The organism is uncultured Tateyamaria sp. (genome assembly GCF_947503705.1).
Classification (GTDB): domain Bacteria; phylum Pseudomonadota; class Alphaproteobacteria; order Rhodobacterales; family Rhodobacteraceae; genus Tateyamaria.
The window spans coordinates 37,980-50,797 of the sequence record NZ_CANNES010000007.1 but is presented as its reverse complement, the minus strand read 5'-3'; the positions used below and the strand labels follow the sequence as shown (position 1 = coordinate 50,797).

At 59.6% G+C, this 12,818-nt stretch carries 16 protein-coding genes; 6 read left to right on the top strand and 10 right to left on the bottom strand.

What is annotated here, in order from left to right:
• The first annotated feature begins 232 nt into the window (after nt 1-232).
• The 3 genes from Q1A44_RS15375 to Q1A44_RS15365 all read left to right on the top strand — a co-directional run bounded on the left by Q1A44_RS15375 (nt 233) and on the right by Q1A44_RS15365 (nt 3,569).
• Nucleotides 233-1,234, top strand: coding sequence for a DctP family TRAP transporter solute-binding subunit (locus Q1A44_RS15375; RefSeq protein ID WP_299627057.1), 1,002 nt, complete (start codon nt 233-235; stop codon nt 1,232-1,234).
• 100 nt (nt 1,235-1,334) lie between these two features.
• Entirely contained in the window at nt 1,335-2,024 is a 690-nt protein-coding gene (locus tag Q1A44_RS15370; protein ID WP_299627055.1) for a TRAP transporter small permease, read from the top strand.
• Nucleotides 2,025-2,027: 3 nt separating this feature from the next.
• On the top strand, nt 2,028-3,569 hold the full coding sequence (locus Q1A44_RS15365) for a TRAP transporter large permease (RefSeq protein ID WP_299627053.1): 1,542 nt from the start codon (nt 2,028-2,030) through the stop codon (nt 3,567-3,569).
• A gap of 72 nt (nt 3,570-3,641) precedes the next feature.
• On the opposite strand, the gene tpiA is transcribed toward Q1A44_RS15365, so the two are convergent.
• A complete protein-coding gene (tpiA, locus tag Q1A44_RS15360) occupies nt 3,642-4,388 on the bottom strand; it encodes a triose-phosphate isomerase (protein WP_299627050.1) in 747 nt (248 codons plus the stop codon).
• A 90-nt stretch (nt 4,389-4,478) separates the two neighbouring features.
• On the opposite strand from tpiA, the gene Q1A44_RS15355 reads away from it, so the two are divergent.
• Together Q1A44_RS15355 and Q1A44_RS15350 are read left to right on the top strand one after the other, a co-directional pair.
• Complete coding sequence (locus tag Q1A44_RS15355) at nt 4,479-5,381, top strand: 2-oxoglutarate and iron-dependent oxygenase domain-containing protein (RefSeq protein ID WP_299627047.1); 903 nt, start codon at nt 4,479-4,481, stop codon at nt 5,379-5,381.
• A 333-nt stretch (nt 5,382-5,714) separates the two neighbouring features.
• Nucleotides 5,715-6,257, top strand: a complete 543-nt coding sequence (locus Q1A44_RS15350) for an aspartyl/asparaginyl beta-hydroxylase domain-containing protein (protein WP_299627044.1) — start codon at nt 5,715-5,717, stop codon at nt 6,255-6,257.
• A 17-nt stretch (nt 6,258-6,274) separates the two neighbouring features.
• Here Q1A44_RS15350 and Q1A44_RS15345 read toward each other — a convergent pair whose 3' ends face one another.
• Genes Q1A44_RS15345 through Q1A44_RS15335 form a run of 3 tightly spaced genes read right to left on the bottom strand, consistent with a single transcriptional unit; the run spans nt 6,275 to nt 7,871 of the window.
• A complete protein-coding gene (locus Q1A44_RS15345; RefSeq protein WP_299627041.1) occupies nt 6,275-6,598 on the bottom strand; it encodes a TfoX/Sxy family protein in 324 nt (107 codons plus the stop codon).
• Nucleotides 6,599-6,979 (bottom strand): iron-sulfur cluster assembly accessory protein, encoded by a 381-nt coding sequence (locus Q1A44_RS15340; protein WP_299627038.1) that lies wholly within the window; start codon nt 6,977-6,979, stop codon nt 6,599-6,601. It lies immediately after the preceding gene.
• A 16-nt stretch (nt 6,980-6,995) separates the two neighbouring features.
• Complete coding sequence (locus Q1A44_RS15335; protein WP_299627035.1) at nt 6,996-7,871, bottom strand: LysR family transcriptional regulator; 876 nt, start codon at nt 7,869-7,871, stop codon at nt 6,996-6,998.
• An 84-nt stretch (nt 7,872-7,955) separates the two neighbouring features.
• Between Q1A44_RS15335 and Q1A44_RS15330 the strand changes: the two genes are divergently transcribed.
• Nucleotides 7,956-8,102: a hypothetical protein gene (locus Q1A44_RS15330; protein ID WP_299627032.1), complete on the top strand. Its 147-nt coding sequence runs from the start codon at nt 7,956-7,958 to the stop codon at nt 8,100-8,102.
• Nucleotides 8,103-8,180: 78 nt separating this feature from the next.
• Here the strand turns inward: Q1A44_RS15330 and Q1A44_RS15325 are convergent, their stop codons facing one another.
• The 6 genes from Q1A44_RS15325 to Q1A44_RS15300 form a co-directional block, all read right to left on the bottom strand.
• Nucleotides 8,181-8,543: an SUF system Fe-S cluster assembly protein gene (locus Q1A44_RS15325; protein WP_299627029.1), complete on the bottom strand. Its 363-nt coding sequence runs from the start codon at nt 8,541-8,543 to the stop codon at nt 8,181-8,183.
• 123 nt (nt 8,544-8,666) lie between these two features.
• The gene (locus Q1A44_RS15320) at nt 8,667-9,539 is read right to left on the bottom strand and encodes a glycosyltransferase family 2 protein (RefSeq protein WP_299627026.1); all 873 of its coding nucleotides are present in this window, start codon (nt 9,537-9,539) and stop codon (nt 8,667-8,669) included.
• A gap of 7 nt (nt 9,540-9,546) precedes the next feature.
• Entirely contained in the window at nt 9,547-10,404 is an 858-nt protein-coding gene (locus Q1A44_RS15315; protein WP_299627023.1) for a hypothetical protein, read from the bottom strand.
• A 44-nt stretch (nt 10,405-10,448) separates the two neighbouring features.
• On the bottom strand, nt 10,449-11,210 hold the full coding sequence (locus Q1A44_RS15310; RefSeq protein WP_299627020.1) for a class I SAM-dependent methyltransferase: 762 nt from the start codon (nt 11,208-11,210) through the stop codon (nt 10,449-10,451).
• Entirely contained in the window at nt 11,207-11,902 is a 696-nt protein-coding gene (locus tag Q1A44_RS15305; RefSeq protein ID WP_299627017.1) for a class I SAM-dependent methyltransferase, read from the bottom strand. The genes Q1A44_RS15310 and Q1A44_RS15305 overlap by 4 nt, the downstream gene beginning before the upstream one ends.
• Nucleotides 11,899-12,624, bottom strand: coding sequence for a CmcI family methyltransferase (locus Q1A44_RS15300; protein WP_299627014.1), 726 nt, complete (start codon nt 12,622-12,624; stop codon nt 11,899-11,901). The genes Q1A44_RS15305 and Q1A44_RS15300 overlap by 4 nt, the downstream gene beginning before the upstream one ends.
• Between the last annotated feature and the right edge of the window lie 194 nt (nt 12,625-12,818).

Sequence of the window (12,818 nt, the reverse complement as noted above, 5' to 3'; positions counted from 1 at the left end):
GATTTCCGCACAGGCTGGTTTTAGACTGTGCGGGTTTTCGCACTGCTGCAAATTTCGGGGTTGCATATTTTTGTAGCAATGATGTGTAAGTGCCTGTTTTTAAGAAGATTAACCCTTTCAGAACACCAATTGAACAAAATGCTTGGGATGATCCCGTCCCTTCGATTTGATGCGTTCGACGCTGCCTTCACCGGTTGGCGCACCTCATTTTATATCTCTGGGAGGAGACACCATGAAACTTTTGACCGCTGCCGCAACGGCACTGGCTCTGACTGTCAGCGCGGGCGCTGTGTCCGCCGCATGTGACGCGGGCGAGCTTGTCATCAAGTTCAGCCACGTGACCAACACCGACAAGCACCCCAAGGGCATCGCCGCCTCACTGCTGCAACAGCGCGTGAACGACGAAATGAACGGCACCGCCTGCATGGAAGTGTTCCCGCAGTCGACGCTCTATAACGATGACCAGGTTTTGGAAGCGCTGCTGCAAGGCGACGTCCAACTGGCTGCCCCTTCGCTGTCGAAGTTCGAGCAGTTCACCAAAACCTTCCGCCTGTTTGACTTGCCTTTCATGTTCAAGAACATCGAAGCCGTTGACGCATTCCAAACCTCGGAAACCGGTCAGGCGATGAAGGAAAGCATGGTCCGTCGTGGCTTGCTGGGCCTCGCGTTCTGGCACAATGGTATGAAGCAGATGTCGGCCAACACGCCGCTGAATTCGCCTTCGGATGCCAATGGCCTTAAGTTCCGGGTGCAGAACTCTGACGTTCTTAAGGCACAAATGGCGGCCATCGGCGGCTCGCCTCAGCCCATGGCCTTCTCGGAAGTGTACGGCGCCCTGCAGACCGGCGTTGTGGACGGTCAAGAAAACACTTGGTCCAACATCTACGGCCAAAAGTTCTTTGAAGTGCAGGACGGAGTGACCGAAACCAACCACGGCATCATCGACTATCTCGTGGTGACGTCGACCGATTTCTGGGACAGCCTCGAAGACGGCACGCGCGACCAGCTGGCCACCATCCTGGAAGAAGTGACCACAGCCCGGAACTCTGAATCCACACGCGTGAACGAAGAGGCCAAAGCGGCCATCGTTGCCGCAGGCGGTGTTGTACGTCAGCTGACGCCCGAGCAGCGCGCGGAATGGGTCGAAGTGATGAGCCCCGTTTGGGACCAGTTCAAAGATGATGTCGGTCAAGAGAACATCGACGCAGCGCAGGCGATCAACGCCGGTCTCTAAGTCATTGATCTGAATAAAGACCCCATCCTGGCGCAATCCGGGGTGGGGTCCACTTGGGCTGCGACGCCCTGCCTTCCCGCATTTCTGAAAGGTGCCTGCCATGGCGCATCCCGCAAAGCCCACAACGACGCTGGGCCGCATCGTCAACGAGATCGAAGAGACTATGATCGCCCTGCTGCTGGCAGGTATGACGATCATCACCTTCATCAACGTGGTGCTGCGATACGGCTATAACACTGGCCTGATCTGGGGCCTTGAGGCGGTGACATTTCTGTTTGCCTGGCTCGTCCTCTTTGGGGTCAGCTATGCGGTCAAGGTCACCGCGCATCTGGGCGTGGACGCCATCATCAATCTGTTTTCCCCGCCTGTGCGCCGGGTCTTGGCGCTGATTGCGGCGGCGGTCTGTCTGGCCTATGCCTTTCTGCTGCTCAAGGGCGCGTGGGACTATTGGGCGAACTTTGCGAACCTGCCGCAGACCACAGGCAAGTGGTTCCCGACCGGGTTCGAGGAAATGCGCCGCTCGTCTTATCGCGGCTGGTACGAGACTATCGATATTCCCTTTCCGGAATGGCTTCGCTGGATCCAGCCCATCATGAACGAGGGCGAGGATTACGAGAAAATCCCCCGCTTTATTCCCTATGCGATCCTGCCCTTTGGCATGGCCTTGCTGTTCTTCCGTTTTGCGCAAGTCACTATGCGTCTGATCCGGGGCGAAGCCGAGAGCCTGATCGTCAGCCACGAGGCCGAAGACGAAGTCGAAGCCGTGAAACACATGAACGAAGGCCGCTAAGTCATGGAAGTTGCAATTCTTTTCATCATGGTCGTCGGCTTGATGCTGATCGGTGTGCCGATTGCTGTGAGCCTGGGCATGTCGTCCATCGTGTTCCTTCTGGTGCTGAGCGACACGTCGCTCGCTTCGATTGCCCAGACCCTGTTCCAGGCGATGGCGGGGCACTACACCCTGCTTGCTATCCCGTTCTTTGTTTTGGCCTCTACTTTCATGTCGACGGGCGGCGTGGCCAAACGCATCATCCGCTTTTCCATTGCCGTTGTGGGCCATTTCCCGGGCGGCCTGGCGATTGCGGGAGTGTTCGCCTGTATGATGTTTGCGGCCCTTTCAGGATCATCGCCCGCCACGGTTGTCGCCATCGGCTCCATCGTGATCGCAGGTATGCGGCAGGTGGGCTATTCCAAAGACTTTGCCGCCGGTGTCATCGCCAACGCGGGCACATTGGGTATCTTGATTCCCCCGTCGATCGTGATGGTCGTCTACGCCTCTGCCACGGACGTGTCTGTGGGGCGGATGTTTCTGGCTGGGGTGATCCCCGGATTGCTGGCCGGCTCTATGCTGATGATCACGATCTATGCCATCGCCAAGATCCGCAACCTGCCCAAGGGCGAGTGGCAGGGCTGGGGTGAGGTTGCGGCCTCCGCCGGGGCTGCCTCGGGCGGATTGTTCCTGATTATCATTATCTTAGGTGGGATCTACGGCGGTATCTTTACGCCGACCGAGGCGGCTGCCGTTGCTGCGGTCTATTCCTTCCTCATTGCCAGCTTTATCTATCGTGACATGGGCGTCTTTGCCCACAACGCGCCCAAGGCGGGGAACTTTACTGGCATCACGCTGATGGTTGGCCTGTTCTTTGGCATCATTCTGTGGCTTGTGTCAGGCGGTGCCCTGACCTTGACGATTGCGACGCTGATCGGCTTTGCCGCCGCGGCCGGTGTCGCCGTGGCCGAACGTATGATGCGCGGCCTGCCGTTGAGCCCTGTTGCCATCGCAAGCGACTTTGCCCGAATGCCTCTGGCGCTGATTCACCGCGATACCAAGAACGCGTTCTTTGAGGCCGGCAAGCTGACCGTGACGCTGATGTTCATCATCGCCAACGCCTTGATCCTCAAGCATGTTTTGACAGACGAGCAGATCCCACAACAGATCGCGGGCGCGATGTTGGACGCAGGCTTTGGCCCCATCGTGTTCCTGATCATCGTTAACGTCATTCTGTTGATCGGTGGTCAGTTTATGGAGCCGTCGGGCCTCTTGGTCATCGTGGCCCCGCTGGTCTTTCCCATCGCCATTGAGCTGGGTATCGACCCCATCCATCTGGGCATCATCATGGTGGTGAACATGGAGATTGGGATGATTACGCCGCCCGTCGGTTTGAACCTGTTCGTGACCTCTGGCGTGGCGAATATGCCCATGATGCGGGTCGTGAAGGCGGCGCTGCCGTTCACGGCCGTGCTGTTCGTCTTCTTGCTGATGGTGACCTATATCCCGGCGATTTCGACCTGGCTGCCGACGCTGATGATGGGGCCGGAGATTATCATCCGTTAGCGCCTGCGGCGTGCGGTGTCTGGGGGGGCAGCCCCCCAGACCCCCCGGAGTATTTCTAAAGAAAAGAAGGGGTTAGGACGCGGCCAGTGCGTCGATGATCGGTTGGAAGTCTGTAGGCTTGAGCGATGCTCCTCCGACAAGCGCGCCGTTGACGTTCTCGGCCTGGAAGATTTCGGCTGCGTTGGTGGGCTTGACCGAGCCGCCGTAGAGCAGCGTGATCTTTGCCCCCTCGTCGCCCAGCCGGGCCGTCAGTTCGGCGCGCAGCATGTCATGGGTTTCGATGATTTGCGCAAGCGTGGGCACCTTGCCGGTGCCGATGGCCCAGATGGGTTCATAGGCGATCACTGTGTTCTCCGCCGTCGCATTGTCCGGTAGGGAGGCCTGGAGTTGGTCCGCGATGATGGTGAGGGTGTCAGAACCTTCGCGCTCAGCCTCGCTTTCGCCAATACACAGGATCGCGGTGAGGCCTGCGGCCCAGGCGGCTTGGGCTTTGGCGCGGATATCGGGGTTGGTTTCATGGTGCCCATCGCGGCGTTCGGAGTGGCCGACGATCACGTGGGTGGCACCCGTTTCGGCGATCATGCTGGCCGCGATATCGCCGGTGTAGGCGCCTTTGGCTTCGGCACGGCAATCCTGACCTCCGATTTCTACTGCGCTGTTTTCACAGGCTTTTGCCGCCTGAGCGAGTAAGGTGTGAGGCGGGCAAATGACGATTTGGGGGGCATCCGTTGATTGGTTTCCCGCCAGCGTGGCAAGGCCGTCCACCAGCGCCAGATCACCGTTCATTTTCCAATTGCCTGCGGCCAGTTTGCGCGCCATGTGCTGTCCCCTTTGAATTCCTGTTCGCTTGGTCCTAGCATCGCGGCGGGACCTCGGCTAGTGCTGCGCACAAGAGCGATGGAGGCGGGTATGATCCCACGATTGGATGCGGCGAAATTGGCGGCGGGCGATGCCGCGTCGTTGGAGGCTTTGGCCGAGGCGGCGACAGGGGTGGGATTTGCCACCGTTCACAACACCGTTCTGGATGCCGCGCGGGTAGAGCAAGTCATTGAAATCTATCGCGCTTTCTTCCATCTGGAGGAGGCGGCCAAGCGCGATCTGGACATGGCACAGACCGGGTCGAACCGCGGCTGGGGCGCGCCGGGATCAGAGCAGGTCGATCCGGATGCAAACCCCGATTACAAGCAGTTTTTCGACGTCGGGTTTCAATTGCCCGAGGGGCATCCATTGGCGGAAAAGACGTTTTATGCGCCGAACCTTTGGCCGGAAGATACGGAATTTAAGCGTTTAATATCAGTGTATTACGACGATACCTTGAGCATTTCGAAGGGCCTGCTGCGCGCGATTGCGCGGGCGCTGGAAATGGATGCGGATCACTTTGAAGGCGCGTTTGACACGCCCATGGCGCTTTTGCGCGGCAACTTTTATCCCGCGCGCCCCGATTGGGCGGGGGCCAAGGATTTCGGGATTGCGACCCATACCGACTATGGTTGTCTGACCTTGCTGGCCACCGATGGCTCGCCCGGGCTGGAGGTGCGCAAGCGCGGTGGTGGGTGGATCCCGGTCAGTGCGCCGCCCGGGGAATTTATCATTAATTTCGGGGAGATGCTGGAGTTTTGGACTGAAGGCCGGGTCAAGGCCACGCCCCACCGTGTTGTGGGTGGGTTTGCCGAACGCATCTCTGTCCCACTGTTTTTCAACCCGACCTATGACACCAATGTGGCCCCGCCCGGCGCGCCCGTGATGCTGGCGGGCGATCACCTGTCGGAGCGGTTTCGCCAGACCTATGTGCATCTGCAAAATCGAAGCTGAACCAAAGAACCGAACGCATCGGTTAAGGCAGCGTGCGGCGGTTAACATTTGTTAAAACGTACAGACTCGCCGCCAATATGCACGTTTTGTGCGGGTCACGGCGGATGGATTCTCGCCTGTTTTTCACAATTGAGCAGTTCGGCTCGCAAACTGTACGTTTTCGCGCCCCAAGGGGCGTTAACCCACTGTTCACAAAAGATCGGCGTTAAGGTTTGAGCGGCGGCGATAACTCTTTGGAAAGCTTTGCCTCTCGGCGCAGCGGAACAGTTTGCGATTGCTTGACGCATGGCCCCCGCCGCCGATAGGATTCGCGCATAGGTTCAGGGGATTTCAATGACGCAGGCAGCCGACCGCATAAAACTACCACTGCAATATGACGCGCAGCGCATGTTGGACGAATTGTCCAAGGATATGGCCAAGCCGTTCCTGTATTATTCGGTTGTCATGCTGACCGTGCCGCCCGACATGAGCGCGCATACCGGCGCGTCGCGCGCCCCGTCAAAGGACATCGGTGATCTGAGCGATATTCCCTATATCAAGTCGATCATCGAAGAGTTCCGCGCCCATACCGTGGTCACGCTGACCCGGTTGCTGCGGCTTGAAGCCGGGGCGGAGGTGAAGGAACATACTGATCCTACCCTTGGTCTGGATGTGCCGGACAGCGTTGTGCGGCTGACCATCCCCATCACGCCCACCGATGACGTGGATTTCGTCCTGAACGGTGAGCCGGTGCAGATGCAGCCGGGCGAGTGCTGGTATATGAAGCTGAATGATCCGCACAGCGTGCTGCATCACGGCACCACGCAGCGTGTCAATCTGACGATTGATGTCGTGCCGAACGATTGGGTGCTGGAGCAATTGGGCGTCGCCGCCTGAGCGGTTGACGGTTCGGATCAGAGGTGGGCGAGGGCGGCGCGTGCCAGTTCGGTGGCCTCTTCCGCGTCATCAAGCGCGCTGTCGGGCAATTCCCAATAGGGCATGGCGGTGGGCGATTTCCCGGGCCGCGTATAGGTCCAGCGGGTCAGGCCCATGGCGTCGAGCCGCGCCTGCATGTCGCCCTGGCCCTTGATCAACGTGCGCCCATCCGACATCAGCAAGGCAAAGATGGTGCCGCGATGATAGATCGCCAGCCCGCCAAACATCTTGCGTGTTGTGAGATCACCAAGATCGGCAAAGAGGTCGAGTGCGTGCGCGATCTCTTCCTCTGACACGGCCATTTAGCTGGCGTTCTGTTCCGCAGTCAGTGCGTCCACGTCCTTGAAACTGATGGACTCGCCGCAGCCGCAGGCATCGGTGACATTGGGATTGTTGAACTTGAACCCCGATTCCAGCAGCGAGGTTTCATAATCAATCTCGGTGCCAAAGAGGAACATCTGCGCCATGGGCGCGATCATCACCCGCGCGCCGTCCTGTTCGACGGTTTCGTCGTTCGGGTCCGCCTCGTCCACATATTCCATGGTGTATTCCATGCCTGCGCAGCCGCCTTTTTTGACGCCGATGCGCAACCCTTGATGCCCGTCCTTGGCCATCAGTTTGGCGATATGGGCCGCGGCGCGGTCTGTGATGCTGACGGCTTGCTTGCCGGGGATCGAAAACATGGCGGTGCCCTTCGGGTTATCCGACTGTAAAGGTAAGGCTTTGGCTGTCGTCCTGCAAGGGGGCAGGGCGCGGCTGTGACAGGAAGGTGCCGACCGCATCGAGGGCGGCGCGGATGGCTGGATCGTGCCGGGTGTCCTGGTGGCAGACCAGCCATTCCTCGGAGGTGAGCGCATCGATGATGCCCGACACGCGGATCAGATCGGGGGCCGCGTCGCCCGCAAACGTGGGCAGCACAACCCGGCCCGCGCCCCCCCGCGCCAGCGCCATGCGGATGGCGGGATCGTTGGACACGGCCACCATCTCGTCCCCGTGATGGGTGATTGTCCACGCCTCGGAGGGCAGCGTGGCGGTGTCATCGCTGGGCCCGATCCAGCCGGTGACGTCCGGGGAGGTTGCAAAGGCCGCGTGTTCGACCGTGCCGGTGCGCCGGCCCGCCAGCCAGGGATGTGTCGGCCTGCGGTTGCGCACGCCGATGTCCACCTCGCGCCGCTCGATATCCATGTCGCGGTTGCAGCTGATGAATTCGGGCGTCCAGGCGTCTGTTTTTGACCAGAAGGCGGGCAGGGCGCGCGCGAGATAATCGCTGGTCCAGGTGCCTGCCGATATCCGGACCCGTGGCGGCCCGGATTGCGCGGCGGACCAGTGGGCGATGTCGCGCGCGGCCGCCTCCATCTTTTTGGCTCGTTCGAGCAGGGCCCGACCTTCGGCGGTGGGCGCATAGCCGCTGGCCCCGTGCACAAAGAGCCTGCGCCCTGTCCGCTGCTCCAGCGCCGTCATCCGCCGTGAAAGCGTCGCCTGGCTGAGCCCGGTTTCGCGCGCGGCCCCCGCCAGAGAGCCCGCGCGGGCCACGGCGGCAAAGAGCCCGAAATCTGTCCAATCGGTGATTTGCATATCTGCAAGCATAGGTCCGAAATTCGGGTCTGACAATCCGTGTGCCGCGATGCCAGATTGGGGTCATCAACGAAAGGATACCCTATGGAAAGCCCTTATATTCCTTTGGAAATGCGCAGTCAGTATGCGCGCGAACAGGCCCTTTTTGCAAAAATGAAAGAGGAGGCGCAGATTTGCAAGCGCCGCCAGCGTCGTCGCCGTGCTCTGATGTGGGTGCTGCGCCGGTTGTGAGCCGTGCTTTTTGGTCCGGGACGTGCCTGTCTGGGCTGCGTTCCGGGCCGGGTGTTGCCGTGGTGGTTTGCGTTTGGCCTACATGAAGCCCAGTTCGAGCCGCGCCTCGTCGGACATCATTTCCATGCCCCAGGGCGGCTCCCATGTCAGTTCGACATCGACCTGTTTCACACCGGGCAGGGGTTCGACCGCATCCGCAACCCAGCCGGGCATTTCGCCGGCAACGGGGCAGCCGGGGGCGGTCAGCGTCATGATGATCTTGACCTCGTTTTCGGGTGAGATGTCGATGGTGTAGATCAATCCCAGCTCGAAGATATTCACAGGGATTTCCGGATCATAGACCGAGCGGCACGCCTCGACGACCGCCTCGTGCAACGGGTGATCCGTGGAAGAAGGCGCAATCAGCGGTGTGCCTTCGAGCATGTTGTTGGACTGGTTCATGATGCGCCTCGGGATGTTCCTGACTATTTTATATAGGCATTGTGCCCGGAGGGGTAAAGGGTCGTCGGGCAATCGCCGGGTGAAACCGTATTGCGGAGAGGCGGGGCTGTGTCGGGATCGTCGTCAGCTCTTGATCCGTGTGATGCGAGAGGGCCCATCGGCCAGCATGCCGAGGTCTGCGGGCAGGATGTGGCGGTTCCATTCGTTCTGGAGCTGCCCGAATGCGCCCAGGTGGATGATATATCTGTTTTGCCAACCCCATCCGTTGGGCAGGTCGGGATTGTCCTTGAAATACTTCAGATAGGACAGCGTGCGGCGCCGCAGCCCTGCCAGGCTGCGCAGGGGGAAGTGCCGGATGGTCAGGGCCTCTTCGGCCACCAGCGTGTTTCGCCCTGCCTGCGCCCAGGCCGCGACGTGATGGGCACCTGCCCGAAGCTCCTCGACCTTTTCCAGCGGGAAAAAGAGTTTTGGTGCCGCGCTGAGATCCTGAAAGAATATCGGGAAATCAATGCTGTCAAAGACGTCGCCCAAGGGCTCGCCCCGTTGGATGCGCAGGCGGAAGGGGGTCGTGTCATGGCCCTGGTCCACCATGTTGCGAAAGACGGAAAACAGGTCTTGCCCCGTCCAGCTTAGGCTTTCGTGATCGGGGAAACAGTTTTTGCGGGGCAGGGCATAGGTCGTCTCGCCGTCCATCACATCCGCCAGGGGTTTTTGGGGAAAGATGAATTCATCCGTATCGCAGATCGTCAGGTAGGCAGAGGGATTGCGCGCCCGGGCGGCATCCATCAATTCGGCAATCCAGCTGTTGCTGGCGGGGGCATCGCGGTGCTTCTGGATCAGCGAGACGCAGTTGAGATCGACATATCTGGCCAGAATGTCGGCGCAGCCGTCGTTGGAGCCGTGGTTGATGATGTGGAAGTGGCTGAAGCCGCAGTCGAGGTGGTGGCGCAGCTTGAGATCCAGGATGTCGTCTTCATCCCGGACCGCGAAGGCCATGACCGCCTCAGGGGGCACAATGCGCCTGCCAGAACTGCGACAGCCCGCGTTGATCGGCCTGTGCCTTGACTGCGTTTTGCGCGATCAGGGCCTGTTCCCGCCGTGCTGCCGGATGCGCCAGCCAATGGGCCACACAGTCCACCAGCGGCATCTTTTCCGCGTCCCACCAGGCGCTGAGGGGGCGCAGGGCCGGTTCAATCTCTGCCCGTTCTTCGGAGAGGGAGAAGGCCCCGATATGGGCCATCGACAAAAGCCGCATCATGCCGATGTGCTGGAAGGGCGCCCGATGCCCGAGATGCAGGATGATCCGTGATCGGGCGGCGAGGTCGTTTCTGAAATAAGAGGTCGTGACATCGCCGACATCCAGCAAGCGCAGGCTGTACCGGTCTGCCAGATCGTTCAGAACCGGAACCCGTGTATCATAGACCCGCCCGAAAAAGAGGATGTCGATGTCGCAATCGGCCTCGCCGCGTGGGGCGTGGGTTGTCAAAGCCGGGCAACAGGCTGGTGCGAGTTTGTAGACGGGCAGGTCATAGGCCTGTGCCATGAATTGGACGGACTGTTCGAAATAGGAAAGGAACGCCTTGGCGTTGCGGAACAGTCGATCCAGCGGTGGGCGAAACCAATGCGCCGTCTCGGGCTTGTAATTGATCTTGCCGTCATCGAGCAGTTCGACGTCAAAGACGGCATAGCCCGCCTCAAGCGCTGCCAGCCGGTCGATGACGGCATCATTCACATAGGGAAAGCCGACGAGAATATTGAAGCATTCGGGGTCAATCGCGCCACGATCCACCGATACATCGCAACCGATTTGCCCCAGCCAATAGGCCAGCGTGATGTAGATCTCTTCCTTGAGAACCGTCATCGTCGGTTGCGGATCAAAGACTGCCAGATGAACCCGAATGTCCGTTACTCCACCACGAAATAGCTGGGATGCGTCAGGTAAGGTACGCGCCGCAAGGCGATGTTGCGCAGGCCAAGGACGTCGCGGACGGCCAGTGTTTCGCCGGGAAACGCCTCGTCATTGAGTTCGTCCAGAACGACAATACTGCCTTTGGTCAGGAAAGGCGCGATCTCTTCCAGTACCACTTTGGTCGGGTCGTACAGGTCCATGTCCAGATAGGCGAGCGAGATGATGGTTTGCGGCCGTTTGGCCAGAAAGGCAGGCACGGTTTCGCGCGCATCGCCTTTGATGATGTCATATTTGACCTTGTGGCTGAGCGGTTTGGTCAGCTCGTTTGCCCGCATCAACTGGTGCAGGTGATCCTCGTAGCCCTCGGTTGTGGCCACGGCCCCGGGCACGGCATAGCCTGTGTTCAGGTCTTCGGGCGCTTCGTCCACAAAGCCGGAAAACGTGTCAAACCCATAGATTTTGCGCAGCCCGTTTGTCGGCTCGTAGAGCGCGCGCAGGTTGGCAAATGTCGCGAGGTTCTGCCCCCAGCGGCAGCCAAATTCCATGATGACCCCGGGCACGGTGACGATCTGCCGATACAGGATATCGAGAAACAGGATTTTGCCGATCTGCATATGATCGGTGTAGAGCGCTGCGTTTTCCGGCCGCTCGTCGGCTGGAATGGGGGTGTTGACCATAAGGTCGGCCATGGTGTCGCGGCCAAGCCGTTCGTCGGGATTGAAATCACGTTTGAAAAGCAGTCCATCTCTTTCAATCATGTGTCTGTATCTCCAATTTGACCGACATGCAGGCTGCCGCACAGCGCCGTCCAGTCATAGTTAAGCGCGGCCTCTAGGGCGATGCGGTTTGGGGGTGTTGTATCGTGGCAGGCCAGAATGACCCCGGGCCGCAAGACAGGTTTCAAGGCCGAGACCATTTTTTGGATTTCAAACGGTGTGTGACTGATGTCTGAAAAGATCAGGCCGTAATCGTCGATAGGCAGGACGTCACTGACATCGCCGGGCACAATTCTGCTCAGGTGCAGCACATTGTGGTCGGCCAGTGTCTGTTTCAATTTCCCGACCAACCCGCCGGGCGCAGTGATCGCGGGCAGAACAATCGTTTCATAGATTTCGGCGGTCGTGTGCCCGCGCGGTTCGGTGTCGCCGGGGCACCAGAATTCGACCTCGTCCTTGTCGTTGCGACGAAAGAATGTCTCGTCCGGGTTCAACTCGACCGAGGTGACCTTGTCGCCCGGTTGCCTGTCTTTGCGCAGCAGCAATCCCCGGGTGAGGCAGACCGTCGAGCGGCCGATCCATGGCCCGACCTCAAGGATCTGGCCATCTGTGCGGGCCGCCAGGGCATGAAGCGTCTGCTGTTCATTGGGTTGCAGCCAGCCTTGGATGTCGACAAGGCCATGGGTCTTGGAAAAGCTGTCCGTCAGCTCGACAAAATCTGCCTGCGTGATCATTTGACCCTCCGCAAATAGCCGGACGGGGCCTCTGACACCAGGAGCATGGCATCGACCGCGCCATCAATCTCGAAATCCTCTGTCTGTTCCAGAAAGGTGCTGACTGCCTGCATGGGCGAGTTGCCCGGGCCAAAAGGCCGGTCCTCGATCGGGTGGTCGAGATGTTCGATGAAGGTGTCGAAGACAACAATATAGGAATCCACGCTGACCATGGGTGCGTAGGCCTGCAGCTCTTTCAGCACATGGTCTTTGGAGTGGTCGGAATCGAGGCAGATCAGAACCTTGTCGCCGGGCCTGATTTCGGATTTCACCGCGGCAATCGTTTCGGCGGCCACGCAATCCCCTTCGATCACCTTGATCGTGCCATGCAGCGGGCCTGTGGCGACCGCGTCCCGGGTTGAAGGCAGCACGCCCTTTTCCACGCCGATCACCCGCCCATCGGGTACAGCCATTTTCAGCACGGACGCCAGAAAGAGCAGCCCCCCGCCATAGGCGACCCCCGTTTCGATCACCACATCGGGTCGCAACCGATGGATCAGCATTTGCAGCATCATCAAGTCCTGCGGGTACTTGAGAACCGGTTGCCCCATCCAGCTGAAGTTGTAGCCGTATTTGTATTTGAACGAGGTGTTCAGCCAATCCTTGGAGATTTGTGACAGTGCCTGGTCATCCGCCATGAGTTTGCGACGGTCTATCGCGTCCCTCTGAAAGCTCTTGATCATGCCGGACGCGCTCCCTGCCGCTCAACTCTGGTAACAGGACAATGATGCACGCGCATGAAACGACTACCTTTGGATGTAGAGTGGCTAGCCAATTGCGACGGTCTGCACAAGGGTCTCTGCGCGCGGGTTTTCGACAAAGCGCTGATAATTCAGGGCTTCCGGCGCAATGCGCGTAAATGCGTCGCAGTTGGGCG